The following is a 26,985-nucleotide window of genomic DNA, read 5'->3' as shown; positions in this document are numbered from 1 at the left end:
GGTAGCCATGCTAAGCAAAGAACTTGAAGTGACATTGAATGCAGCATTTACAAGTGCCCATGCCAAACGACACGAATTCATAACGGTCGAACATTTATTGTTATCCTTACTGGATAACGTCACCACTATACCAATACTGATTGCCTGCGGTTGCAATGTAAACGCCCTGCGCGCCGAGCTGACCCGTTTTATCGACGAAACCATTTCCCTGATTCCGGAAGGCATACAGCGGGAAACCCAGCCCACGCTGGGGTTTCAAAGGGTATTGCAGAGGGCGGTGTTTCATGTGCAGGCGTCCGACAAAAAAGAAGTTACCGGCGCCAATCTGTTTGTAGCTCTGTTCAGCGAACAGGATTCGCATGCGGTTTATCTGTTGAACAGGCAGGATATCACCCGCCTGGATGTGGTGAATTATCTGGCTCACGGGGTTTCCAAAATCGAACAGCAGCAAAAACAAAGCCCCGCCGAAGAGAGTGAAACCGAACGCGGTATCGGCGACGCCACGGCCAGTCCGCTGGAAAAATACGCTACCAATCTGAATGAAGAAGCGATCAAGGGCAATATCGATCCGCTGATCGGGCGCGATTCCGAAGTCGAAAGAACCATACAGGTCTTGTGTCGGCGGCGCAAAAACAACCCCTTGCTGGTTGGGGAAGCCGGGGTTGGTAAAACCGCTATCGCGGAGGGCTTGGCCAAGCGTATCGTCGAAGAGCAAGTGCCGGAGATTTTGCTGAACAATGTGATTTATTCGTTGGATATGGGCGCCCTGGTAGCCGGTACCAAATACCGGGGCGATTTTGAAAAGCGCCTGAAATCACTGGTGGTCCAGCTGAAAAAAGAACCCAATTCCATTTTGTTCATTGACGAAATTCACACCATTATCGGTGCGGGCTCGGCGTCCGGCGGCGTGATGGATGCTTCCAATCTGATCAAGCCGGTGTTGGCCTCGGGTCAACTGCGCTGCATAGGCTCTACCACCTATCAGGAATATCGCGGCATTTTCGAGAAAGACCATGCCCTGGCGCGTCGCTTCCAAAAAATAGACGTCGTAGAGCCTAGCGTGGAAGATGCCGTGCAGATTTTGAAAGGCCTGAAAACCCGTTTCGAAGAGCACCACGGCCTTAAGTATACCCAGGAGGCTCTGCGGGCCGCGGTGGAATTATCCGTGCGATATATCACCGACCGGCACTTGCCCGATAAGGCCATCGATGTCATTGACGAGGCGGGAGCGCGGCAGCGGCTGTTTGTGGAAGGCGAACGCAAGGCCACCATCGACGCGCCGGACATTGAGGAGATTGTCGCCAAAATTGCTAGGGTGCCTGCCCAGTCGGTATCGGCCAGCGACAAGGATAAACTGTCCAATCTGGAGAAAAATTTGAAAATGCTGGTATTCGGACAGGACGAAGCGATTTCCGAGCTGACTTCCGCCATCAAGTTGTCTAGGGCGGGTCTGCGCGACACCACCAAAACCATTGGTTCCTTCCTGTTCGCGGGCCCCACTGGGGTCGGCAAAACCGAAGTGACTCGCCAATTGGCCAAGGTGCTGGGCATAGAGCTGATCCGCTTCGATATGTCCGAATACATGGAGCGCCATACGGTATCTCGCCTGATAGGCGCGCCTCCGGGATATGTGGGTTTTGATCAAGGCGGCTTGCTGACCGAAGCGGTCACCAAGCATCCGCATGCTGTGTTGTTGTTGGACGAGCTGGAGAAAGCCCATCCCGATGTATTCAACCTGCTGTTACAGGTCATGGATCACGGCACCTTGACCGACAACAACGGCCGTAAAGCCGATTTTCGTAACGTGATCCTGATCATGACCACCAATGCCGGGGCAGAGGAGGGCAGTCGGGCGTCGATCGGCTTTACCGAACAGAACCACGCTACCGACAGTATGAAAGTGATAGAACGCGGTTTTTCGCCGGAGTTCAGAAACCGGCTAGACGCCATCGTACAGTTCAAACCCCTGGATATCAGCGTGGTTGGCAGCGTGGTCGATAAGTTTATTTTCGAGCTTGAAGCGGTGCTGGCCGACAAAAACGTCACTTTGACGCTGGAAACGGATGCCCGGATTTGGCTTGCTGAACGGGGTTACGACGAAAAAATGGGCGCAAGACCGATGGCGCGCTTGATTCAGGAAAAAGTCAAAAAACCCTTAGCCGAGGATCTGTTGTTCGGTCGTTTGGTCAACGGTGGACATGTGCGGATTTTTGTCGAAAACGATCAACTGGCGTTTGGTATCGAAGGCAAGCAACTCGTGGTTTCGGAAATGAATCAGATGGTCTAAACGGACAGAGCAATCGCAATCCCGTGTAAAACGGGATCAGCGATTGCGGAATGTGATGCGGCCCTTGGTCAGGTCGTAGGGTGTCATTTCCACCCGGACTTTATCGCCGGTCAGGATGCGGATATAGTGTTTGCGCATTTTGCCGGAAATGTGAGCCGTCACGATGTGGCCGTTTTCCAGTTCAACGCGAAACATGGTATTGGGCAAGGTGTCGATAACCTTTCCATCCATTTCAATCTGATCTTCTTTTGCCATAATTATACCTGCCGTAAAAAAACCGCTATCTTAGCACGAATCCGGCCTGCCATGCCTAAGTTGTGCGGAAATTGGGTGCGATTAAGCTAAGGCGCGCCTCAAGCAGTCAGCCTTGCTTGATTACAATAGCCATTCCGTAGCCGGTTAGCCCGATTCAGTTGTAATCCCCGTATGCGTTCAGAGGTGGCGGTGCGGCTAAACATGAAAACCAAAAACTATCTTCCTGGTGCACACTGAGTTCTGTTTTCAAATGTGTGCCCTAAGATGGAATAAATCATACTTTTTGGCGCGTCACGGTTGATGCTAACATTGTTTGCGCCTCAACCCCTTCGTTCCTCAGCGGTGCTCCGATGCGTATTTAGCCGGCGCAAGGCCCAATCCGCATGTTCCCGCACCCCCTCGTCATCGTGCAGAAGTTTTTGCCGTAATGCGGTTATGCTGTCTTCCGAGGCGATTCCGTTGCCCAGCGCCACGGCGATATTGCGCAGCCAGCGCTTATGGCCGATGCGCCTGATCGCCGAACCTTCGGTTTTCCGCAAGAACTCACTTTCAGTCCAACCGAACAATTCCAGCAGGCTGCTGTGATCCAGCTTGTGACGGGGCTTAAAGTCGGCTTCCGCGCTAAGTTTCGCGAAGCGGTTCCACGGGCAAATCAATTGGCAATCGTCGCAACCGTAGATGCGGTTACCCAACAACGGGCGCAAGTGTTCCGGGATGCTGCCTTGCAGTTCAATGGTCAGATACGATACGCAGCGGCGGGCGTCGACCTGATAGGGCGCCACTATGGCCTGGGTGGGGCAAATATCCAGGCAAGCCGTGCATTGGCCGCAATGGTTGCCGACGGCCGCATCGGCCGGCAAGGGCAGGTCGGTGTAGATTTCTCCCAGAAAGAACCAGGAGCCGGCCTTGCGATTGATCAGGTTGCTGTGTTTGCCTATCCAGCCCAGCCCGGCTTTTTCGGCGATGGCTTTTTCCAGTACCGGCGCGCTGTCGACGAAGGCCCGGTAACCGAACGGGCCGATTTCGGCGGCGATTTTATCGGCCAGTTTTTGCAGTCTGTTGCGCAGCAGTTTGTGGTAGTCGCGGCCCAAGGCATAGCGCGAGACAAAGGCCGTGGCGGGCTGATCCAGCAGCTCGCGGCCGCGCGAGGGATCTTCCGGCAGATAATCCATGCGGGCGCTGACGATGCTGCGGGTGCCGGCTTGCAACAAGGCCGGGCGGCTGCGCTTGAAACCGTGCGCGGCCATGTAATACATGTCGCCGTGCCTGTGCTTGCTCAGCCAATCTTGCAGATGCCGTTCGGCGGCGCTCAAGTCGGTGTCGCTGATACCGATTTGCTGAAAGCCCAAGTCGCCGCCCCAGGCTTTGATTTGCAGGGCAAGTTGTTGGAAATCCGGCGTTTCGATTGGGGGCATGGCGGGCTTGGCATATAATGTCGTGGTCGCGTCTATTTTACACAACAACGCCATGCAAACATCCTCGCCAGCGCTCTATCGCGTAGCCCAAATTCGCGAGGCGGAGCATATCGCCATTCACAATCTGCGGATGCCGGGGCTGCAATTGATGCGTAGCGCCGGCGCGGCCGCCTTTAACGCCCTAAGGCAGCGTTGGCCGGGACAAACCGAAATCACGCTGTTTTGCGGAGCCGGCAACAATGCCGGCGATGGCTATGTATTGGCCAATCTGGCCTTGGCGGCCGGTTTCCGCCTTTCGGTCTACACGCTGATTGACCCCGGTCAACTGAAGGGCGATGCACTGACCGTGTATCGGGAATTTATACAAGCGGGCGGCCGTGTGGCGCGGTTCGCCGGTCGCGCCGATTCGGCGGGCGTTATCGTCGATGCCTTGTTGGGCACCGGCTTGAGCCGGCCGGTCGGCGAGGAATATGCGCAAGCGATCTCGCATATCAATAACACCGGCTGTCCGGTCTTGAGCATCGATGTGCCGTCGGGGCTGCACGCCGATACCGGTTGCGTGTTGGGATGCGCGGTCAAGGCCGATCTCACGGTCACCTTTATAGCCTTGAAGTGCGGGTTGTTTACCGGGGACGCCGCCGATTATCGCGGCGATATCGTCTGTTCGAGCCTGAACGTGCCCGAAACGGTGTTGGCTCAACTTCCGCGCACCGCCATGCTGGCAAGCAAAATACCCTTGAAACGCCGCCGCCGCAACGCGCACAAGGGTAATTTCGGCCATGTGCTGGCGGTTGGCGGGAACCGGGGCTTTAGCGGGGCGATTCGCATGGCGGGCGAGGCGGCACTGTTCAGTGGCGCCGGCTTGGTCAGCCTTGCCAGCCGGGCCCAGCATGTCGATTGGCTGAATATCGGCCGGCCCGAATTGATGTGCCATGCGGTGGAAACCGCCGGCGATCTGCAGCCTTGGTTGGAGCGGGCCGATGTCATCCTCATCGGGCCGGGCTTGGGACAGGATAGTTGGGCGCAAGATATGCTTCGCCAGATCCTGGCAAGCGATAAACCCTGTGTGGCCGATGCCGATGCATTGAATTTATTGGCGCGGCAACCCACCCGCCGGCCGAATTGGATCTTAACCCCGCATCCCGGCGAGGCGGCGCGGCTTTTGGGGTGCAAGACCCACGATATTGGCGCCGACCGCTTTGCTGCGGTCAAAATGTTGCAAAACCGGTATGCCGGCGTCTGCGTGTTGAAAGGGGCGGGCAGCCTGATTGCTGACGCGGGTAACATCATGGTCAATACCACCGGTAATCCGGGCATGGCCGCCGGCGGCATGGGCGATGTGTTGGTCGGCGTCATGGCGGCGCTGCTGGCCCAGGGTCTGTCGTTGACGGATGCCGCAACGCTGGCGGTGCATGTGCATGGCGAAGCGGCCGATTTAATCGCGGCAAGCCAAGGCGAACGCGGCATGCTGGCCAGCGAATTGTTACCTAAAATCAGGGGGCTGTTAAATCCATGAAAATCGAATTGCGGGATAGCGATGAAACGGAATTATTGGGTGCCGCCTTGGCCGGTGTGTTGCCGCAAAAGTGTCTATTGTTTTTGTACGGCGATCTGGGGGCCGGTAAGACCACCTTGATTCGCGGACTGCTGCGGGCCATGGGGCACCGGGGCGCGGTTAGAAGCCCCACTTACGGCTTGGTGGAAGAATACCGCCTGGACGGCCGCGTGGTATTTCATTTCGACTTATATCGCTTGAAAGACCCGGAAGAGCTGGAATGGTTGGGCATCAACGATTACCTGCAACAGCAGGCCCTGGTTTGCGTGGAGTGGCCGCAATTGGGCGCCGGATATCTGCCGGCGGCCGATTTGGAAATCGCGCTGGAGTATCAAAATTCCGGAAGAACGATAGAAATCAACACGCTAGCGGAATCGCTGAAAAATTCCTTGATAATTGACTGGAAAAACAAAGGCCTGCTGCTATAATCTCAGAACGTTTTTAATTTTTGCACGGTCGGCTGCTTATGAGACAGATGGTTATATTTTTCTGGATAATGGGTTTTTTCTTGCCGACCTTGCCCGCTCATGCGGCGGCAAATGTGCTATCGGCTCTGACCTTTCAACCGGGCGGCGTGGTATTCGAATTGAACGCTACGCCGCATTACCGCTATTTCACGCTGAACAATCCCAGTCGCGTGGTGGTGGATTTTGAAAATACCGCCGCCTCCGCCGCCATGCCGCAGCCCCCCGCCGATCATCCGCTGGTGGTGGGAGTGCGTTCGGCCATCCGTAACAAATCCGATTTGCGGGTGGTGATGGAATTAAACGCCGACGCCAAGGCGGTGGCGGTCAGCAACGGTAGCAGCGTGCAGCTGCAATTCTCGGCCAGCGCCAACCCGGCGCCCGCCAGCGTTGCCGCCGCTCGGCCGGCAAAAAAAATTCCGGAAAACAAAGTCGCCAGGGACAAGACCCTCTCGACGGTCAATGCCAAGCCCGTCAGGGCCAAGGGTCGGGATATCGTTATTGCCATAGACGCCGGTCACGGCGGCAAGGATGTGGGCGCGCAAGGCGGCCACGGTACCCAGGAGAAAGACGTGGTTTTGGCGATTGCCAAGCGCCTGGAAAGTTCGGTCAACAGACAACCCGGCATGAAGGCCGTGATGATACGCAATGGCGATTATTTCGTTAAATTGCACGACCGGGTGAAAATCGCCCGCGATGCCAAGGCCGATTTATTCGTTTCCATTCATGCCGATGCCTTTGACGATCCCAGCGCGCACGGCGCTTCCGTTTATACCCTGGCCAACAAGGGGGCTTCCAGCCAGATGGCGCAAACGTTGGCCGATAGCGAGAACGCCGCCGACCGGGCTGGCGGCGCGACGGTCGACGCCCATGACGATGTGTTGGCGTCGGTGCTGATGGATTTATCCAATAAGGCCGCCAAGGAAGCCAGCCAGCATGTGGGTAGCAAGGTTTTGAAAAGCGTGAATTCCGCCGGACACCTTCATCGTAAAAATGTGCAGAAAGCCGGTTTCGTGGTGTTGAGATCACCTATTCCGTCCATTTTGGTGGAAACCGCCTTCATTTCCAATCCGGAAGAAGAGCAACGTTTGAACAGCCGCGCCTATCAGGACAAAATGGCCTCAGCCGTGTTTAACGGCATCGTGGCGCACTTTAAACAGTATGCGCCCGCCAACACCTTGTTCGCGCAACTGCAAAAATCCGGCAAAACCGCTACCCGCGTCGCTGCCCGTGAAACGGTATCCGAACCCGTTGTCGTCAAAGCCAACACGGTGGAGGCCGACAGCGCGATCACCGTCAGCGCGGCAAATACCCGACACGTCATCAGCACCGGCGAAACGCTGTCCGGCATTGCTCAGCGCTATGGCGTTTCCATGCGCGAGTTGCGCCATGCCAACGGCATGGAAGACGGCAACCTCAAGGCCGGTCAAGTGCTGCAGATTCCGCGCAGCAGTTAATTCCAGCGCTCCTCCGGGCTGAATCAATTCACCCGGAGCCCAAGCGATCCGCTAGAATACGCGCTTTTTTCGCGAGCTCGGCCGATGCGGATACACGCCTTACCCACTCAACTGATCAATCAAATTGCCGCCGGCGAAGTGGTCGAGCGGCCGGCGTCCGTGGTAAAGGAATTGGTAGAGAACTGTTTTGACGCCGGCGCCAGCCAGATTCATATCGATGTGGAGCAGGGCGGCATCAAGCAGATCAAAATCCGCGACAACGGCTGTGGCATCGACAAAGACGATTTGGCCTTGGCGCTATCGCGGCATGCCACTAGCAAGATTGCTTCGCTGGAAGATCTTGAACAAGTGTCCAGCATGGGTTTTAGAGGCGAGGCCCTGCCCAGTATCAGTTCGGTGGCGCGTTTGACCCTGATTTCCCGTACCGAGGCCGCCGATTGCGCTTGGGCGGTCAGCGCCGACGGCAGCGAAAGAAACTTCGATCCCCAGCCCGACCCTCACCCGTCCGGTACCACCGTCGATGTGCGGGACCTGTTCTACAATACTCCGGCCCGGCGAAAATTTTTGAAAGCCGAGAAAACCGAATTCGGCCATATCGAAAACCTGATCCAGAAACTGGCTCTGAGCCGCTTCGACGTGGGATTTTTATTACGGCATAACCAGCGCGAGGTATTGAACCTAAAACCGGCCGCCAGCCAAGGCGAACAGGAAAAGCGCATCGCCGCCATCTGCGGTTCGGCCTTCGTCGACCATGCGGTCAAAATCGACTATGCCGCCTCCGGCCTGCGGTTGCATGGCTGGGTGGGCTTGCCGACCTTCTCGCGCGGCCAGCAGGATATGCAGTTTTTCTACGTCAACGGTCGCCTGATCAAGGACAGACTGGTGGCGCACGCAGTGAAACAGGCCTATCAGGATGTGCTGTATCACGGTCGTCATCCGGTGTTCGTGCTGTATTTGGAACTGGACCCGGCCTTGGTGGATGTGAATGCCCATCCCACCAAACTGGAGGTGCGCTTTCGCGAAGGACGCATGGTGCACGATTTCCTGTTTCAGGCCTTGCATCGCAGTCTGGCCGAACAACGGCCGGGACAAGCTCCCGCGCGGCCAATACAAGTCCAAACCCAGCCGGTCGCCGGGCCAAGCTTTGTTGCGGAGCCGCGTCCGACCCCGAGTCAGCAAATTGACTTACCCTTGAGTTTGGCCTATGCGGCCGCGCCTTGCGCAGCGCAACCGTCCGCCGCCAATGAACTCGATGCCGCGGATATGGGCGGGCACGTCTACAAGCCGCAACAATCCACGTCGTATTCCGCGGCCGCGGGCGGCAGGGGCGCAAGGGAAACGAATTTGACGGGGGCGGTTGCCGAGCAAATCAAGGCCTATGCCAAACTGAATCCGCAAGCCGAAGCCGCGCCGGCCGGGCAAGCCATGCCGCCGCTGGGTTTTGCCTTGGCCCACATCCACAACATTTATATTCTGGCCGAAACCGCCGGCGGCATTATCCTGGTCGATGCCCACGCCGCGCACGAGAGGGTTACTTACGAACGCTTGAAACAGCATTACCATAATCGCGCCATCGTCTCGCAACCCTTGCTGTTGCCGATCAAGCTGCGGGTAACGGCGGCCGAAGCGGATCTGGCGGAGCGGGAACACGAGTTTTTTCTTGGCTTGGGATTTGAACTCAACCGGTCCGGCCCTGAAACGGTTGTATTGCGCTCGACCCCAGCCTTGCTGGCCAAGACCGATGTCGATGGATTAGTGCGCGACATCCTGGCCGACATGCTGACCAACGGGTGTAGTCGAAAAGCCGAACAAGCCATCAACAGCATTTTAGCCACCATGGCCTGTCACGGTTCGGTACGGGCCAGACGCAAGCTCAGCATCGAGGAAATGAATGCCTTGTTGCGCGATATGGAACAGACCGAACGCATCGGCCAATGCAATCACGGCCGGCCGACCTGGATTTCGCTTAGCCACCAGGATCTGGACAAGTTTTTCATGCGCGGGCAGTAAATGAACACCGACAAACCTACTGCCATTTTACTGATGGGGCCGACCGCGTCCGGCAAAACAACGCTGTCGGTGGCAATGGCTCAAGCCTTGAACGCGGAAATCATCAGCGTCGATTCCGCCCTGGTTTACAGGGACATGGATATCGGCACCGCCAAGCCGACCTTGGCGGAACGCGGCGGCGTTCCGCACCATTTGATCGACATACTCGACCCCCGCGAGTCTTTTTCCACCGGCCAGTTTCGGAGCCGCGCGCTGCAATTGATGGAAGAGATTACCCGGCGCGGCAAGTTGCCCTTGCTGGTCGGCGGCACCATGTTGTATTTCAACGCCCTGACCCAGGGCTTGGCCGATCTGCCGGAAGCCGATCACGACATCAGGCAACGGCTGGATAGGGATTTATTGGAACTGGGCAAGGAGGCGCTGCATGCCCGTCTGGCGCAAATCGATCCGCAAGCCGCCGCCCGCATACACGTCAACGATCCGCAGCGCATACAGCGGGCCCTGGAAGTCTTTGAAATCAGCGGTCGGCCATTATCGTATTTTTTCGGCGCCGACCCGCAAAGCGAGCAGCCGTTTGCTTACCAAAAACTGATTGTCGCCCCGCAACATAGGCATGCCTTGCACGCCAACATCGCTGCGCGTTTCGACGCCATGCTGGAGCAAGGCTTTCTGGATGAAGTCCGGGCCTTGCGGGCGCGCAGCGATCTGCACGAGGGCTTGCCGGCTATCCGTTGCGTTGGCTACAGGCAGGCCTGGTCGTATTTGAACGGCGAATACGACTTCGAGACCATGCGGGAAAAAGCCGTCATCGCCACCCGCCAACTGGCCAAGCGTCAATTCACCTGGTTGCGCAAGGAAGAAAACGCCCTGCATCTGCATAGCGATGCGGCGGATTTACTGACCAAGGCCCTGGATTATTTTCGCCGGCATGGATAAACCACGGCAACGCCGCCTAGCCCATGCCGCGCGGGATGCGCAAGCCGATAAAGACGCCGTCAGCGCCGAAATTTGCCGCACTGTCATTTCGCAAGCTTGGTATGCCGATGCCGACACCATACTCTGGTATCTGCATTGCCGTTCGGAGGTGCGCACCTTGCCGGCCGTAGCGGCACAACTGGCCGGCGGCAAACGTATCGCGGTGCCGTATTGCACCGTCGACGCGCTGGGCAACAAATGCCTGGGCTTGTGGCATTTGCGGGCACTCGACGAATTGCGGCCCGGTATGTGGAATATCCTGGAACCGCCCAAGGCTCGCTGGCGGGAAGCGGATAAATGCATCAAGCCGGCGGAACTGGATGCGGTCGTCGTACCGGGCGTGGCCTTTGACAGCATGGGTGGGCGCCTGGGCAACGGCGCCGGTTATTACGACAGGTTGTTGTCCGAGGTGAGGGCGGACGCGGTGTTGGCCGGCGTCTGTTATGCGTCGCAAATATTGCCCGCCGTCGAAATGCAAAGCCACGACGTCTACATGAATCTGGTGGTGACGGAATCGAACCTGTTTTCCGGCAAGCGGCGGCTGCCATGATAGCGGTCGATGAGTTGAAGCGCCGGCTTGAACACAGCCCGGCCTTCGTGCTGGATATGTCGCAAGTGCATGCCAATCTGCGCCCCTTGCATCACATCAGGCAAGCCAGCGGTTGCCGGATTTTATATTCCATGAAGGCGCTGCCGTTGGCGGCCTTGCTGAGCGACCTTAGCGACAAGCTGGACGGCTTTTCGGTCAGTTCATTGTTTGAAGCCCGTTTGGCTAGCGCGGTTTCGGGCGGTCGGGGCAGCCTGCATGTGACCACGCCGGGTCTGAGAGCGGACGAATTTGCCGAACTGTCCGCGCTATGCAGTCACATCGGTTTCAATTCCCTCTCGCAATATCAGCGTTTGCATTCATCGACCGACCGTTATTCGGCGGGTTTGCGGGTCAATCCCAAGCTATCCTTCGCCGATGACCGGCGATACGACCCTTGCGGCCCGCATTCGAAACTGGGCGTGGATGTCGGCTTGCTCGGGCAAGCCTTGCCGGAAGGCATTGAAGGCTTGCACCTGCATACCGTGTTCGGCCGGACAGATTTTCAGCCGCTGCAAGCCGTTATTTCAAAATTAAAACCGTTTTTAAGCCGGCAAACCGGCTTGAAATGGCTGAATCTGGGCGGCGGTTATTTGTATCACCGCATTGCCGACCTTACGCCCGTTATTGAAGCCGTACGATATTTGCAAACTCATGTCGCCGAACAGGTATACCTGGAGCCCGGCAAGGCATTGGTGGGAAACGCCGGTTATTTGCTGACCAGCGTGCTGGACCGTTTCGATAGCGACGGTGAAACCGTGTTGGTATTGGATAGCTCGGTCAATCATCACCCGGAAATTTTCGAATACCAGCGCCGGCCGCAGCTGCTGGATGAAGATCCGCAAGGCGGACATAGCGCCATTCTGGCCGGCTCGACCTGTCTGGCCGGCGACGTTTTCGGCCGGTATCGCTTCGCTAAGATTCCGACCGTCGGCGACAGGTTGCTGTTTGCCGATGTCGGCGCCTACAGCCTGATCAAGGCGCAGCGATTCAACGGCTACGCCTTGCCTGCGGTGTATGTTTGCCGAGGCGATCGGTACGAAGCGATCAAGCGGGATGGCTATGCCGACTATGCCCGGCAATGGGCATAGTCGGCAAGAGTCCTCTAGCGGGCAAAAGCCAGAAACTCCGCCTCCGGCATGGGTTTGGCATATAGGTAGCCCTGCACGAATTCGCAGCCCACCGCAGCCAGCAGATCGCGCTGACCCTCTGTTTCCACCCCTTCGGCGATGGTTTTCAATCCCAGTTTGTGCGCCATCACCACGATGGCTTCGGCGATGGCGCGGTCGTTGGGGTCGCTTTCCAGATCGCGCACAAACGAACGGTCTATCTTCAGATAGTCGATGGGGAATTTCTTCAGGTAAGCCATCGCCGAATAGCCGGTGCCGAAATCGTCCAAGGAAACCTGTATGCCGGCGTCTCCGAGACGATTGATGATTTGCAGAATGTCGGGGCGGTCATCCAGCAGCAGGCCTTCGGTGATTTCGATGACGATATGTTCGGGGGGGACGCCGTTGTGCTCCAGATAGGCCAGCCAGGAGATATAAAAATCGCCCTTGATGAATTGGCGCGGCGACAGATTGACACTGATTTGCCGCGCCAAGCGTCCGTCGGCGTTCCAGCGCTTGGCGGTTTGCACCGCTTGGCGGAACACCCAGTCGCCGATGTCGTGGATCAGGCCGTTTTCTTCGGCAATGGAAATGAATTGGTCGGGAGGCACCATGCCGCGCCGGGGGTGACGCCAGCGCAACAGGGCTTCGGCCTTGACAATGGCTCCGCCGGCCACATCGACTATGGGTTGATAGTGGACTTGCAATTGCTCCTTGGCCAGCGCATCGCGCAAGTCGTTGGCGAGCAATAAACGGGTATGCGCCTGCTGTTGCATGGCGGGCGTGAAAAAGCTAAAACCGTTGCGCCCCTGTTCCTTGGCGGCATACATGGCTTGATCGGCACAGCCGACCAAACCGTCGGCGCTGTCGGTATCGAAAGGATAGGCGGCAATGCCTATGCTGGTGGAAACATACACGGTATGCCCATCCAGACAGAAGGGCTTGGTCATGGCATTGACGATGTTTTGGGCGATTCTGCCCAGGTTCGACATGTCGTCCACCCTGGGCAGAATGACGATGAATTCGTCGCCGCCCAGTCTGGCCACGGTATCGGTTTCGCGAATGCCTGAACGTATGCGTTGAGCGGCTTCCACCAATAGCAGGTCGCCGATTTCGTGACCCATGGTGTCGTTGACTTCCTTGAAGCGGTCGAGGTCGATAAACAGCAGGGCCAGACTTTCTCCGCCGCGCTCGGCCTTGGCGATTTCTTCGTGCAAGCGGTCGCGAAACATGCGCCGGTTGGGCAATCCGGTCAAGGTATCGTAGCTGGCTTGGTGTTGCATCTGCTCTTCGATGCGCTTGCGTTCGATGGCGATGGCGCTCAAATGGCTGGCGTAGCGCAGTCTGCCCATGTCTTGTTCGTCCGGTTCGCCGGGCTGGTCGCGGTAAAGGGTGACGACGCCCAGCTGTTGGCCGGCAGAGCCGATGATCGGATCGGACCAACTGGAAATCATGCCGGATTGGCGGGCAAACGAGCGGCAATGCTCGGATTGGGAGGCGAGCCGCATATCTTTTATGATCAAGGGTTCGGCGCGACAGAAAGCAACGCTGCAGCCGCTGTTTTCGTCGTCCACGGCCAGGCCTTGATTCTGCCCTGGGCAGGGGACGGAAAACGACGGTGCTACCCCATCGATCAAACGTTTGCCGCCAGCATCCAATAACAAGATGCGGCATTGGCAACCGGGGCTGGCGGATTCGACGTACAGGGCAATTTGCGTCAGTATTTCGCCCAGGTCGCCGCCCTGCGCCATGCGCTCGAATACCCGGCGACGTTCGACATCCAGCAATTGCTCCCGTCTATGCTTGGTCATATCGAACCCCAAAACCAGCAAACCCCGGACTTCTCCGCCGCTGCTGTATTCCGGCGAAACCCGCACCAGATGGCTGTACAGGGCGCCATGGTCGTTACGCCATTCCAGCGAGATATCCTCCCGCGCGCCGGATGCCAGCACCCGCTTCAGCAAGCTGATGTAGGCATCAATAGTCACATTGGTGGCGCGCCAGAATGCGCTGACATGCGCGCCCAGAATCCGCTCTTCCGGCAGGCCAACGGCGGCCACGAAAGCCGGATTCACGTAAGTGTGGCGCAAGCCGCGATTCAGTCGCAAGACATAGGTCGGCAGGTTTTCGATCAGCGTGCGGAATTCCTGTTCCCGCTCGGCCAGCGCCGATTCCATCTGCTTGCGTTGGCTGATATTGCGTATCATGGCCATGTTGTAGCCCTGGCCGTCGGATTCAATATAATTGGCAACCACCTCGACCGGGAAAATCCGCCCGTCCTTGGTCTGGTGGCGGGTTTCGAAAGTCAGCGAGCCGTGAGTTTGCAGGTCGCGCCAATGCGCGGGCCACACCGCATGCTGATAGTCGGGGTCGATATCCGGGACGCTCAAGCCCAACAGTTCATTCCGGCTGTAACCCAAACTCTGACAGGCATGCGCATTGACGTAATGGATGCGGGCCTGTTCGTCGATTAGGTAAACCGCTTCCTCGACGTGGTCGATGGCATAGTGCAGGCGGGCCAGTTCTTGCTCGCGTCGCTTGCGCTCGGTAATGTCCAGGATGGTACCCACCAGAAACCGTTGTCCGCGCTGATCGCTGCAGCGGGTTTTCTTGACGATGATGTTATGGCAGTTGCCATCAAGGTCGGTATATGTCTCTTCGCTGACATCCTCTTCGCCGCTGGCGAACAGGGCTTCGTCCTTGGCGCGGAATATAGCGACCTCGCGCGCGGAAAAAAAAATCGTAATCGTATTTGCCCAGCAGGGCTTCCATCGGTTGACCGATAAAATCGCAAAAGGCTTGATTCAACCTGACCCAGCGATGCTCGCTGTCCTTAACGAACACCGGGTCGGCAATGGTCTCGATCACCCGGTCCAGGAATTGCCGCGATTCTTGCAGCAGGCGTTCGGACTGTTCGCGTTCCAGTTCGGCCGCCGCGCGGGTCGCCACCAGTTGTAGCAGCGAGGTCACCTCGGCGACGTCGTGCATCGGCTTGCCGTCCATCACGGCAATCAGGCCGACCACCCGTCCGGAGGAATCCAGCAGCGGCAGTCCGGCATAACTTTCGACGCCCATTTCCCGTAACAAGGTATCTTCGGGAAACAATTGCCGCACCCGCTCCGCGTAGCAGCACATTGAGCCTTCCATGACATTGGCGCAAGGCGTACCCGCAAGGTGGTATTGCACATTGGGCAGCACTTCGCCCTTGGCATAGAACGCCACCGCTTCGGCTGTCGACGTGCGCGGTATCAGCCGGTCGATGATCACATAATCCATCGTTAGTGTACGTCCCAGATAGCGCGCCAGCGCAATCAGGAAGGATTCGCCATCGGCCTGCCAACCGCGCTGGGCGATGAATTGCAGCGTGTTCTCCAGATGTTTGCGCTCGGTAATATCCAGCGATGTGCCGATAAAGCGCAATGGTTTGCCGTCGGCATCGTAATAGGGCTGGCCGCGTTCGAGTATGTATTTGACACGGCCGTCCGGAAACAGCAGGCGATGCTCGACCTCATAACCGCTACCGTCGGCGATCGATGCGTTATAGACCCGAACCACGTGCTGCCTGTCCTCGGGATGCACCGTGTCGACAAAGGCCTCGAAGGTAGCCGCGAATTTGGTCTTGTCGATTTCCCAGATGCGAAAGGTCTCGTCCGACCAGGTCAACACATCGTTGACGATGTCCACGTCCCAGCTGCCGATATGGCCGATGCGCTGGGCTTCCTCCAGCGCGACCCTGCTGGATTGCAAGACTTGCTCGATGCGTTTGCGCTCGCTGATGTCGCGCACCACGCTCAGACCGAAGAGCTTGCCGTTGTCTTTGAAGTGGGTGGCATTGATTTCGACCGGAAATATGTGCCCGTCGCTGCCGAGGTGCATGGTTTCGAACATGATCGATTGATTCAGTGGCGCGGACTGTATCTCCCGCAACAATTCGGGCGTGGCCCGCGGGTCGATATCGAGCGGGGTCATGCCCAGCAGTTGTTCGCGACTATAGCCGAGCGAGCGGCAAGCGGCCGCGCTGACATAGCGGAAGCGAAAATCCTCGCTCAGCAGGAAGATGGCGTCGGACGACAGGTCTATGGCGCGCTCCAGCAATTCCAGGCGCTGCTGGGTCTGCTTGCGCTCGGTGATGTCCAGCATCAGGCCGTGCCATACAATACTGCCATCCGGCTCGGGTTCCGGTTCCGGCGCGGACTTGGCTTCCAGCCAGCGTATGCCTTTTTCGGGGTGAACGATGCGGAATTCGAGGTGAAACAAGCCTCTATCCTTTACCGCGCCGGCCAGCGCGGCCTCGATCAGCTCGCGATCGTCCGGGTGCGCCATGGCATGCAAGGGCGCCATGTCTTCGGCTACTTGTTCCGGCTGCAAACCGTAAATGTTTCGGATGCCTCCACTGGCATAGGGGAAACTGAAACGGCCGTCCGGCGACACCTTGAAGGTAAACACGAAGCCCGGCATGTGCGCGGCCATGCGGGAAAAGCGTTGTTCCGGATCTAAGCGAAATGGCATTCGTGCAAGACCAATGTTTCAGACGATCGAAAAGTCATGCGCATTTTTCCAAGCGATTCCCGCAGCCGGGGATTTGGCGCGTGTACGCAAACAGCCGCCTGGTCCGGCGCGGGCGGCAAATTCGCTTTAAAGCACCGGCTTGGCTTACGCATGCGGCGCGCCAAGCGGGCGCGCATAAGAGCCTCGGCGATATGCGCGATTTGAATTTTGCGCCGGTAGAGATAGGCGCGCTTCAGCAAAATACATGGTTCATGGGGGCGGCTTTCGGGCAAAAGAGTATTGCAAGTGAACGAAGGAAGGCTGAGCTGGTGGTCTGACTCGCGCCTTGAGTTTGTACCAACCGGCCCCCCGCTATCCCGCTGCGTCGGAATGGTTGTAGGCAACGGACCGGGCGGAAAAGCCCCGCCGCGCTCTTGCCGTTATAAGGCTTGTTTTCTGTTTCCTCGCCGGCAACCGATGTTTCGCCGGGCATTATAGTTTAGGAAATTGTGGGCGGACAACCGAAAAGCCGCGCTGTTGTAGTTTTCGATTACTCTGAAAGTAAAATATTAGGTTGGGTGCGATTGCTTGCCGGACAGGACGCCGTGAATACGTCCGTGTAGGCTCGACGGCGGCATCCTTGCCGCCAACGCCTGTCCAACAAGCAACCGCGCCTTGGAAGACTGCTTTCATGAGCCGGGGCGATGCACCGGCTTCATGATCGTTACTCTGAAAGTCATGGTAGGAGCGACGCATAGTCGCGATTCGCAAGGTCACCATCGCGACTATGCGTAGATCCTACGAGACTGCCTTTCATTTACCGGAGCGATGCACCAGTTTCATGACCGTTAGGCTTCAAGACTGAATATACGAAGTACCTGTTTGCCTGCGCTCGAGTGATTCGTAATGCAAAAAAGCCTCGCGCACGTCATTACGTAATTCATCATCATCCCAGGGTTTGGTACGGAACTTATATATCTCGCCTTTATTGATCGCTTCGGTAATCGAGTTGAGATCGGCATAGCCGGACAGGATTATGCGCACGGTGCGAGGATGCAGGATTTTGACGCGGGATAAAAATTCCGTTCCGGTCATATTGGGCATGCGCTGATCGGACAGAATCACCATCACGGGCTGATTGGCTAAAATCTCCAGGGCTTCCTCGCCACTTTGAGCCGTGAAAATTTCATAGCCATCCCGTCGCAAAACCCGTTTCAGGGCCGATAAAATATTCGGTTCGTCATCCACCAAAAGTACACTGGGTTTGCGTTCGGCGACCGGCAGACTCAGTTTGCCAGCCGATTGCAATAGCTGCCGAATACCACCGGCTGGAAGGGGGTGGCTGAAATAATAACCCTGCAGCTGGTCGCAGCGCAGGGAACGCAGATAGTTGGCCTGGGCTTCGGTTTCAACGCCTTCGGCAATTACCTTCAAGCCGATACTATGCGCCATGGCGATAGTGGCTTGTACGATGACCGCATCGTTGGGATTGCTGGTAACGCCATCGATAAAGCTTTTATCGATCTTGAGTTTGTCCACGGAAAACTGTTTGAGGTAAGAGAGCGATGAGTAGCCGGTGCCGAAATCATCGATCGATAATTGCACGCCCATATCCTTCAGGCGTTTTAACAGCGCCTGTGTTTCGCTGATATTGGTCATCAGCAGGCTTTCGGTAAGCTCCAACTCGATACAATCGGCGGGCAGGGCGGTTTCTTTCAATAAGTTTTCAGTCAAATCCACCAGGGTACTGGCTTGCATCTGCATGGCCGAGACGTTGACGGCTATCGTTAGGGAGGTGTTGGTGATGCCAGCATTGACCCATTCCTTGGCTTGCAATATGGCTCGCTGTAAAATCCAATTTCCCAGCGGTACTATCAGTCCGGACTCCTCCGCCAGGGCTATAAATTTTCCGGGCGGCAATAAACCTAGTACCGGATGATTCCAGCGTACCAAGGCTTCCAGGCCGATCACCGACCCACTGCCGAGGTCGACTTGCGGTTGGTAATACAGCTCGAATTCATTCCGGTCAATCGCGCGTCGCATATCGTTGGTCAAGGCAATTTCGGACAGCAACAACTCATTCATTTCCCTTTCAAAGAAACGCACGTTCGAGAGCTTGTCGGCCTTGGCTTGATTCAAGGCGATGCCCGCGTGTTGCACCAGCTCGTGGGCAAATACACCGTCCGCCGGATAAAAACCGATGCCGACATTCGCTTCGAGGTGGATTTCGAAATCATTCAGCACAATGGGCTCCAAAATGGCGGCCTGTATGTTTTCGGCAAGTTGCTTGGCCTCCAACATATCGTTGATGCGCGGATGAACAATGTTGAAATTGTCCTTGGCCATGCGGGTGACGATACCTTCGCTACCGGCGGTCTTAACCAGACGATTGGCGATCACTTTCAGCACCTGATCGCCGATTTTGAATCCGTAGCTGTCGTCGACGCGATGAAAGTTTGCGATATCCAGGCACATCACCGCTATTTGATAGTTATTGCGTTCGGCTTCGGCAATCGCCAGGGATAACAGGTCTTCAAAGAAAAACTGATTGGGCAGGCCGGTGACGGCGTCATATCGGGATAGTTGGGTAATGCGCTCCTGCATCTGTCTGGCTTCGGTCAGATCATTGATGATGGCTACAAACAAGGGCGGCCGATCGTCGGTGATTTCGATATGCACCTCGACCGGGTATAGGCTGCCGTTTTTGCGGCGATGCACGGTAGTGAATTCGCAACGATGTTTGCTGCCCTGACGCAGGGGGGCAAGCAGTTTTTCCAGATCCTCTGGATTAATGTCGGGTTTTAGGTCCAGCGGTGTCATCTGCTCCAATTCCCGCATGGAGTAGCCCAGATTATTGCGCGCCCCCAGATTGACATCAATGAAGCGCAGGGTCTCGCTGTCAAAAATGTAGATTTCATTGGTCGAGCGGTCCAGCACCCGGTTAAAACGGGCAATTTTTCGGGCGTTACGTTGCCGCTGCACAATACGCCAGACATCGTTCGAAATCAGTTGTACGGTTTCTATGTCGTGCTCGCTGTAGTCGCTTGCTTTATTGCCTACCCCTGTCAGCATGACGACTTTGCCATTCTCGATGACCGGTACCGAAATCAGCCGGATCAACTCGGAATGGCCTTCGGGCAAACCGCGCTTATCGGGCGCGTTGGCATAATCGTTAAAGATAACCGGCCGGTGTTTTCTCAGGGCTTCGGCCCAGATACCGGCTTGGCTGACCGGATAATGTTTCTGGTGGGTGGCGTGGCAATAATGCTTCAGGGTGTTGCGGGACCATGTCACCAGTTCAATGGTTTCCTCATCGTCATTGACGAAATGTACGAAGGCAATCCGGCTGCCGGTCAAGTTTTCCGCAAATTCCAGTCCGAATTGCATAAAAGCTTCTTCGGTCATTTCTTCGGCGGCCTTGGGTAATTCCAGCAAGGCTTGCGCGCGTCTAGCCAGTTCATTCAATCTTTGTTCATTGATGATGCGTTGCGTAACATCAACCGCAATGCCGTCCCAAAACACACTGCCATCGGCCTGCGTTTGCGGGCTGGACTGGAACGATATCCAGCGCTGGCCGCCGTCGGGCAGGTTAAACAGTACCGTACCCTTGTAATCTTTTAACTCCCGCATACAGGCGGCTTCCGCCTCGAGATATTCCCGGCGCGAATTGGGCTCCATTTGGGCAAATAATAGACTGGCGTCATTCAGCACGTCTATTGGCTTTAAGCCATGTAATTGCTCCACGCCGGCACTGATGTACTCCAAGCCGGCCTGACCGTTGGGATGGAATTTGTAGCGATAGACATAACCATCCGGCAGGTTGTCGCCCATGATACGCAGTTGTTGTTCTCTATCACGCAAGGCTTGTTCGGCGGTCACGCGGCCGGTGACATCGTTGAGCAAGCCGTCGATGGCAGTGACTTCACCTTGTTCATTCCTGTCCAATCTGGAAAATTCCTCTATCCAAATCCAATGTCCGTCGCCGTGCCAGAAACGGTATTGCTGATAATATTCATCAGGGCCCCGCGCAAGGTGTTGCCGAATTTCGGCTTCGACCGCCAGTCTATCTTCCGGCGCAAGCAGATTCAGAAACTTGATGTTGCCCGAACGCAAATCTTCCGGGCGATAGCCCCAATTCGAAATATTCGAACTCACAAAGCTCACCGGCCAGTCGTCGACATTCCGCCATGTGATGGCAACCACGGGGGAGTGGCTGACGATGTCGTTTAAATGCTTTAGCTCGGCATTGTGCAGTTCTAGCAGTTGTTCAAAATGTTGGTTCAACCGGCTGAGTTCCAGATGGGTGCGTACCCGCGCCCGTACTTCATCGATGTCGAAGGGTTTGGTGATGTAATCGGCCGCGCCTATCGAGAAGCCGCGCACCTTGTCCACCGCGCCGTCGACCACGCTGACAAACATCACCGGGATGCGACTGCCCTGGGAGTGGGCCTTGATGCGCCGGCAGACCTCATAACCATCCAGATCGGGCATCAGAATATCCAGCAATATCAGATCCGGCGGGGTGGGGCCCAGCGCCATGTCGATAGCTCTGCGGCCCTTGCTGGTGACCATGATGCGATATTCATCCTTCAAGGCTTCGGCCAGTTCGTGGATGTTTTCCGGCACATCATCCACCAGCAGCAAGGCCGGACGTTCGTCGCGGATCGATACCCGATCTCGCAGCGACAGCAAGGGTTTGCGGCGATAACGGCGCAACTCGAGCTGAGTCAGTATGCGTTGTTTCAGCAGATCCGGATTGATTGGCTTGGTGATGTAATCGGCGGCGCCCAGTTTGATGCCGGCGGCTTCGTCCGCTGTTTCCGACAAGGCGGTGACAAAAATCACCGGAATATCGGCCGTTGCCGGATTGGTCTTCAGCCGATGAAGTACTTCATAGCCATCCATGTCCGGCATTTTTATATCCAGCAACACCAAATCCGGCGAGGGTGTTCGGGTAGCCAGTTCCAAAGCCTTGGCGCCGTTGGTCGCCGCCATCACGGCGTATTCGTCGCGCAGTATGCTCAATAAAGCATGCAGGTTCTCATTGACGTCATCGACTATCAGGATGCGGGATTTTGCGTGATTGGCTTCAGTCATGTTCGTGGTGGTTGATTGAATTTACGTCGGCGAGTAGACGTTGTTGCAATTCAGAAAGCAAGCTCATGGCTTGATCGATATTAAATACTTCCATCTGATCGGCGATCTCATTGACGTCATTCGCCAGTGCGCTGCCGGCCAAGCCCGCGCGCAGTTGGCTGATGATGGTTTCCGCCGCGCCCAGGTCGGTTTCCAACACCTCCAGCAGCAGGGCAACCTTAGCGATTACAGCGTCTTTGGATAGCGGCACCGTTGCGGCGGCTACACTGGTGGGCGCCGCCGCGAGGCTGTCGATGTCGAGCATGACTTGTTGCAACAAGACGTTCAACTGATTTAATTGTTCGGTGCTGGGAGTTTGCTGTTGTTTCAGCTGGTTGTCGATGCCGCTGATACATTGATAGAGCAGGTGAGCGCCAATGTTGCCGGTTACCCCTTTCAGCGAATGGCAATAGGCCTCCGCTTCGGTCAGTTTGTTTTCCCGCAGCAGCCGTTGCAGCTCTGTCACGGTATTGGAATAATGTTCCCGAAAGCGTTTGAGTTGTTTTCGATATGACTCCTCCTTGCCGCCGATACGCTTGATGCCTTGCAGCGCTTGTAAGCTGCTCAGACCGAGCAATTCGGCGGAGTAGGCATTCCGGCCTGCCGGCGCCTGAATTGTGGTAAGACTATTTTGCCGCGCCTCCGCGCCGGCCGGCGGTAGCCATTTTGACAGGCAGGCGAACAGCCTAGTTGGCTCGACGGGTTTGGTGACGTGATCGTTCATGCCGGCCGCCAGACTTTCCTCGGCATCACGGGTCATGGCCAACGCTGTCATGGCGATAATCGGCAGAGTGGCAAAGCGCTCGTTACCGGCGTTTTTGGCCAGTGCGCGAATTTGTCTGGTCGCTTCCAGGCCATCCATTACCGGCATTTGAATATCCATCAACACCGCATCATAGTCTTGCTGTTGCACCATGCTCAAAGCCTCTTCGCCATTGATGGCTTCGTCCACATCGAGATGCATGCTCAGCAGTAATTCGGTGGCAAATTCGCGATTTATGGCGTTATCTTCCACCAACAGTACCCGTACGCCGGCAAAGTCAGGCGGCGCAATCGAATGAGCAATGGCCAGGGTTTTGTCCTGTCTGCCGCTAATACTGCCACGCTCCAATACCGTCAATATTGAATCCAACAGCGACGATGGCGAAACCGGTTTAATCAAAAAACCGTCCACGCCGGCTTGTTGCGCCAGCAACATTACCTCTTCCCGGCCATAAGCCGTTACCATGATCACCTTGGGTTTGGGCGCGATAGCACTATCGGCATGAATGCGGCGGGTGGCTTCGTCGCCGTTCATGCCGGGCATGCGCCAATCCATCAACACCAGATCGAAAGCTTGTTCGGTTGAAGCTTGCAGCAACTGCAAAGCGCTTAAGCCGTCGGCCGCAACGCTGACCTCCAGCTGAAAGTAGCGCAGCATTTCGGCCAGAATTTCCCTCGATACCGCGTTGTCATCGACCACCAACACCCGGATGCCTTTCAATAACGGTCCTGTCTGGGCATATAGCTCGCTTTTATGCATTTCCGCTTGTCTGGCAATCCGCAATTGCAAGGTGCAACAAATCGTCGTGCCCTTACCGGGTTGGGTATCTTCCACCCAAATGCGCCCGCCCATCAGTTCGACCAGATGTTTACTGATGGCCAAGCCCAGGCCCGTACCGCCAAAGCGCCGGGTAGTGGACTGATCGGCTTGGGTAAATTTCTGGAACAGGCGATTCTGTAGCTCATTATCCATGCCTATGCCGGTATCGCGCACCGACATTTGCAGGGTAACGATGCCGTCCTTGTTGCTCAGCATCCTCAGTCCCAGCTCCACTTCGCCGCGTTCGGTGAATTTGATGGCATTGCCGCACAGGTTCAACAAAATCTGTTTCAAACGCAAGGGGTCGCCTTGCAGCATGGAGGGAATCTTGACGTCGTAACGAATCAAAAACTCCACGCCTTTTTGTTCGGCCTGCAGGCCAATCGCATCGGTGAGTTGCTCCAGCACGCCATCCAGGGCAAATTCCGTCGCTTCGAATTCCAGTTTGCCGGCTTCGATTTTGGAAAAATCCAGTATGTCGTTAATGATGCCCAACAGCGAATGCGCGGCGCTCTGGGCTTTGCTGAGATGATTGTGCAGCGCGGCGGGCATCTGGTGTTTTAGCGCCAGGTACAACATGCCCAAAATAGCGTTCATGGGTGTGCGAATTTCATGGCTCATATTGGCTAAAAACTGACTCTTTGCCACGGTGGCCGCTTCCGCCTGCCGACGGGCCAGTTCCAGTTCCCGGGTGCGGGCGGCCACCAGATTTTCCAGATTGTGGCGGTAGGAATCCAGCTCCAGTTCTACTTGTTTTTTTTCGGTGATGTCTTCCTTGATGGCCAGATAATGCGTGATCGTGCCGTCCGGTTGACGTACCGGCGTGATCTGGGCCCATTCAATGTATTCGCTGCCATCCTTGCGGCGATTGATCAACTCGCCGGACCAACTGTCGCCTTGGGTGATTTTCTCCCACATCTGTTCGTAAGTAGCCTGGCTGGTTTGGCCGGATTGCAGAATGCGCGGATTTTGACCGATGGCTTCCTCTCGGCTGTAGCCGGTGACCGCGCTGAAATGTCGGTTGACATACTCGATGTTGGCATCCAGGTTGGTAATGACGATGCTGTTGGGGCTTTGCTCCACCGCCAGCCAAAGCTTGCGTAATTCCGCTTCCGCTTGTTTAAGCTCGGTAATATCGGTAATCACCGCCACCCTGCAAGTGCGCTCGGCAAAGTTGATGTCGTGAGAACGCACGATGATGTCGATCACGCAACCGTTTTTCAGGATATGCCGCCACTCGCCGACGTAGGCATAACCGTGTAAGCCGGCGGCCAAATCGGCGATGGCCTGTTTTTGCTCTTCCGGGTACAGGTCTGTCAGCTTTAACGCAGCGATTTCGTCTTGGCTATAACCATAGAGCGCCGTAAATGCATCATTCACCGCCACCATGGCCAGACTGCCGCGTTCATAAATCAGCATCGGCGCCGGGTTGTGGTCGAACAGATGGCGAAACTGTTGTTCTATCTGTTTGCGCTCGGTGATGTCCGACCAGATCAAGGACAAATATTGATGTCCATCGATCTCAATGACCTTGATGCTGACATGCACGTTACGCAAGGAACCGTTCTTATGCCGGCGTAGGGTGTCGAACTGCGCGAAGCCGAGCGGCATGAAGTCGTTAATCATGTTTCTCATGGTCGCCAGATCGAATTCGCCCTGAATGTCGTTAAGGCGTAAGCAGGCAAATTCCGCGCGGCTGTAACCCAGGCTTTGGCAGGCGGCGTCGTTAAACTCTATGAATTCAAGGCTTTCCGCGTCGATCAGGGTGATGGCATCCGTGGCTTGCGACACAATAGAGCTGAAAATACGTTCGCGGTTTCTGGCGGCTTGTTCCGCCCGGCGGCGTTGCAAAAAACTGCCCAATCGCTCGGCGATGGTATTAAGCAATTGGCGCTCTTCGCGCAAAAACGGCCCTTCCTGTTGCATCGGCCTTGGAGCCAAGTAACAGACGGTGATTTGGCCTGGTGCCAAGCCGTCGATTTCAATCGCCGCGCTTAGCCGATCAAGGTCCGCGGTACTAACAAAATTGTCCGTGCTGAATGACTGGCCGTCCCAGTCAATGCATGCCGCTGTAATATTCGGATAAAACCAGCCGGCGGGCAATAATTCCACCACGGCTTGCATGACGTCCGCCAAAGGCTTTTGCAAATCTTCAGTGGCGTGAAACACCGCATGTAAACATTTTTGCTCTTTGATACGCTCTTCCAGTGCAATCTGGGTTTCACGAAGCTGGGTGATATCGCGAGCCATGCCCAGAACGCCAATCAGTTTGCCGTCGTGGGTATTGACCGGTGTTTTGATGGTTTCATAGAGTGCCTTATGACTGCCGTCGGCATCAGTTAACCATTCCTGATTGATGCGGGCTTTGCCGGCGGTCATGGCGGCAACATCACGCGCGCGGAAGAAATCCGCCTGCTCGCTGCCGACAAAGTCATAATCGGTTTTGCCGACGATTTGCTGTTCCGAGGCACCGTATAAAAGCTCGAAGCTGCGATTACACAGTAAATAAACGCCGTCGGGATTTTTCAACCAGACTTTATCCGGCATGGCGTTCAAAAAAGTACGCAGCAGTTCTTCCTTTTCGCCGAGGATTTCCAGAGCATGTTGCCGCTCGGCAAAATAGCTGGCCAGGGCCATGCCGACCACCGATACGGCTACCATGAAAAACCAGTAGTTGATGTCATGCCGATCGCCCAGATCGTGGTCGAAGAAACCCAGCCGATGTTGCGTGAGGCCATACATGGCTTGCGCGGAGGTGAGCAATAAAATCAAAGTGGTAGCCCGGCTGCCGAGACGTACCGCCGCCCAGCAGATGCACAAGAATACCCAGTAACTTTTGGCGTAAGCCCCCAGGCTATCGTGAAACCAATCCAGGAAAACCAGCTGACCGACCCAAAAATTGATGCCCAGGATCAGCGCGGCCTCGCCAAACTGCTTAGGATTACTCAACTTGCCTGTGCTGTTGCACCAGACCAGAATCAAGGGCGCCATCAGAATAACGCCCAAGGTGTCGCCCATCCACCAATGCAGCAGACTGTTAAAAAAAATGTCCTTGGTAATGGTCCCCATGCCGAGCAAGGTCAGCGAGCCTATAACGGCGGGCAAGCTACAGGCGACCACGCCGCCGAGCGTAATCAGCAGCAAATAATCGCGCAGGGTTTTTAGAGAGCGGTCGAAGCGGGCCGTTCGGCATAACAACCGGGCGCCCAACCAAGCGCCCGCCGTGCTGCCTATCGAAATGATTGCCGCGGCCGCCAGGGGCTTGCCTTGCAGGATATTCAGCAGTAAGGCGCCGGTCAATATCGCCCATGCATAACGCCGACCACCCAATAAGATGGCTGCAAGCGCCAACCCGCTGGCAATGAAAAACACGCTGGCCCTGCCTTCCGGTGCAAAATAGTTCAGCGCCAGTTTTGCCGTCAGCAAGTAAAGCCCGGCGACCAATAACCATTTCAGCCATGCCGCCACCGAACTTTTTAGCCTCATCTCTACCGGCATATATCGCGATAGCATGCTAGTTCCCTTGTAATATTATTGAGCTTATTGGGTGTTGTCGGGCAGTGGTAATGCCGAAGTGGCAATGATAGTCCTTACTCGATATCGGCACATATATTTTCCGAATCGGCAAGCTCTTGACATGAAACGGGCGTATTGAAAATCCGCCTT

Annotated in this window: 15 protein-coding genes; 9 read left to right on the top strand and 6 right to left on the bottom strand. The window is 56.1% G+C overall.

The window, feature by feature from the left end; all coding sequences use genetic code 11:
- The first annotated feature begins 7 nt into the window (after nt 1–7).
- Nucleotides 8–2,287, top strand: a complete 2,280-nt coding sequence (clpA, locus tag NP590_RS10615) for an ATP-dependent Clp protease ATP-binding subunit ClpA (protein ID WP_256602353.1) — start codon at nt 8–10, stop codon at nt 2,285–2,287.
- Between the two features lie 36 nt (nt 2,288–2,323).
- Here the strand turns inward: clpA and infA are convergent, their stop codons facing one another.
- The gene (gene infA, locus NP590_RS10610) at nt 2,324–2,542 is read right to left on the bottom strand and encodes a translation initiation factor IF-1 (RefSeq protein ID WP_013819653.1); all 219 of its coding nucleotides are present in this window, start codon (nt 2,540–2,542) and stop codon (nt 2,324–2,326) included.
- A 320-nt stretch (nt 2,543–2,862) separates the two neighbouring features.
- A complete protein-coding gene (gene queG / locus NP590_RS10605; protein ID WP_256602393.1) occupies nt 2,863–3,957 on the bottom strand; it encodes a tRNA epoxyqueuosine(34) reductase QueG in 1,095 nt (364 codons plus the stop codon).
- 52 nt (nt 3,958–4,009) lie between these two features.
- Between queG and NP590_RS10600 the strand changes: the two genes are divergently transcribed.
- The 7 genes from NP590_RS10600 to NP590_RS10570 all read left to right on the top strand — a co-directional run bounded on the left by NP590_RS10600 (nt 4,010) and on the right by NP590_RS10570 (nt 12,095).
- Nucleotides 4,010–5,473 carry an NAD(P)H-hydrate dehydratase gene (locus NP590_RS10600; RefSeq protein WP_256602352.1) on the top strand — a complete coding sequence of 488 codons (1,464 nt, stop codon included), beginning with the start codon at nt 4,010–4,012 and terminating at the stop codon, nt 5,471–5,473.
- A complete protein-coding gene (tsaE, locus tag NP590_RS10595; RefSeq protein WP_256602351.1) occupies nt 5,470–5,940 on the top strand; it encodes a tRNA (adenosine(37)-N6)-threonylcarbamoyltransferase complex ATPase subunit type 1 TsaE in 471 nt (156 codons plus the stop codon). Before NP590_RS10600 ends, tsaE begins: the two co-directional genes overlap by 4 nt.
- Before the next feature lie 47 nt (nt 5,941–5,987).
- A complete protein-coding gene (locus tag NP590_RS10590; protein WP_256602350.1) occupies nt 5,988–7,433 on the top strand; it encodes an N-acetylmuramoyl-L-alanine amidase in 1,446 nt (481 codons plus the stop codon).
- 84 nt (nt 7,434–7,517) lie between these two features.
- Nucleotides 7,518–9,443 carry a DNA mismatch repair endonuclease MutL gene (mutL, locus tag NP590_RS10585; RefSeq protein WP_256602349.1) on the top strand — a complete coding sequence of 642 codons (1,926 nt, stop codon included), beginning with the start codon at nt 7,518–7,520 and terminating at the stop codon, nt 9,441–9,443.
- The gene (miaA, locus tag NP590_RS10580) at nt 9,444–10,379 is read left to right on the top strand and encodes a tRNA (adenosine(37)-N6)-dimethylallyltransferase MiaA (protein ID WP_256602348.1); all 936 of its coding nucleotides are present in this window, start codon (nt 9,444–9,446) and stop codon (nt 10,377–10,379) included.
- The gene (locus NP590_RS10575) at nt 10,372–10,968 is read left to right on the top strand and encodes a 5-formyltetrahydrofolate cyclo-ligase (protein WP_256602347.1); all 597 of its coding nucleotides are present in this window, start codon (nt 10,372–10,374) and stop codon (nt 10,966–10,968) included. The genes miaA and NP590_RS10575 overlap by 8 nt, the downstream gene beginning before the upstream one ends.
- Nucleotides 10,965–12,095: a type III PLP-dependent enzyme domain-containing protein gene (locus NP590_RS10570; RefSeq protein ID WP_256602346.1), complete on the top strand. Its 1,131-nt coding sequence runs from the start codon at nt 10,965–10,967 to the stop codon at nt 12,093–12,095. Before NP590_RS10575 ends, NP590_RS10570 begins: the two co-directional genes overlap by 4 nt.
- 14 nt (nt 12,096–12,109) lie before the next feature.
- Here the strand turns inward: NP590_RS10570 and NP590_RS10565 are convergent, their stop codons facing one another.
- Nucleotides 12,110–14,683 carry a sensor domain-containing protein gene (locus tag NP590_RS10565; protein WP_256602345.1) on the bottom strand — a complete coding sequence of 858 codons (2,574 nt, stop codon included), beginning with the start codon at nt 14,681–14,683 and terminating at the stop codon, nt 12,110–12,112.
- A 67-nt stretch (nt 14,684–14,750) separates the two neighbouring features.
- A complete protein-coding gene (locus NP590_RS10560) occupies nt 14,751–16,622 on the bottom strand; it encodes a PAS domain S-box protein (protein WP_256602344.1) in 1,872 nt (623 codons plus the stop codon).
- Here NP590_RS10560 and NP590_RS10555 point away from each other — a divergent pair.
- Entirely contained in the window at nt 16,616–16,939 is a 324-nt protein-coding gene (locus NP590_RS10555) for a hypothetical protein (RefSeq protein ID WP_256602343.1), read from the top strand. The two genes, NP590_RS10560 and NP590_RS10555, sit on opposite strands and share 7 nt — an antisense overlap.
- Nucleotides 16,940–17,456: 517 nt before the next feature.
- Here the strand turns inward: NP590_RS10555 and NP590_RS10550 are convergent.
- Together NP590_RS10550 and NP590_RS10545 are read right to left on the bottom strand one after the other, a co-directional pair.
- The gene (locus tag NP590_RS10550) at nt 17,457–21,698 is read right to left on the bottom strand and encodes an EAL domain-containing protein (RefSeq protein ID WP_256602342.1); all 4,242 of its coding nucleotides are present in this window, start codon (nt 21,696–21,698) and stop codon (nt 17,457–17,459) included.
- Complete coding sequence (locus NP590_RS10545) at nt 21,691–26,832, bottom strand: PAS domain S-box protein (RefSeq protein ID WP_256602341.1); 5,142 nt, start codon at nt 26,830–26,832, stop codon at nt 21,691–21,693. Before NP590_RS10545 ends, NP590_RS10550 begins: the two co-directional genes overlap by 8 nt.
- Between the last annotated feature and the right edge of the window lie 153 nt (nt 26,833–26,985).

Source organism: Methylomonas subterranea, from assembly GCF_024505185.1.
In the GTDB taxonomy this organism is placed as follows: Bacteria; Pseudomonadota; Gammaproteobacteria; order Methylococcales; family Methylomonadaceae; genus Methylomonas; species Methylomonas subterranea.
This window is presented reverse-complemented; position numbering and strand designations above follow the sequence as displayed.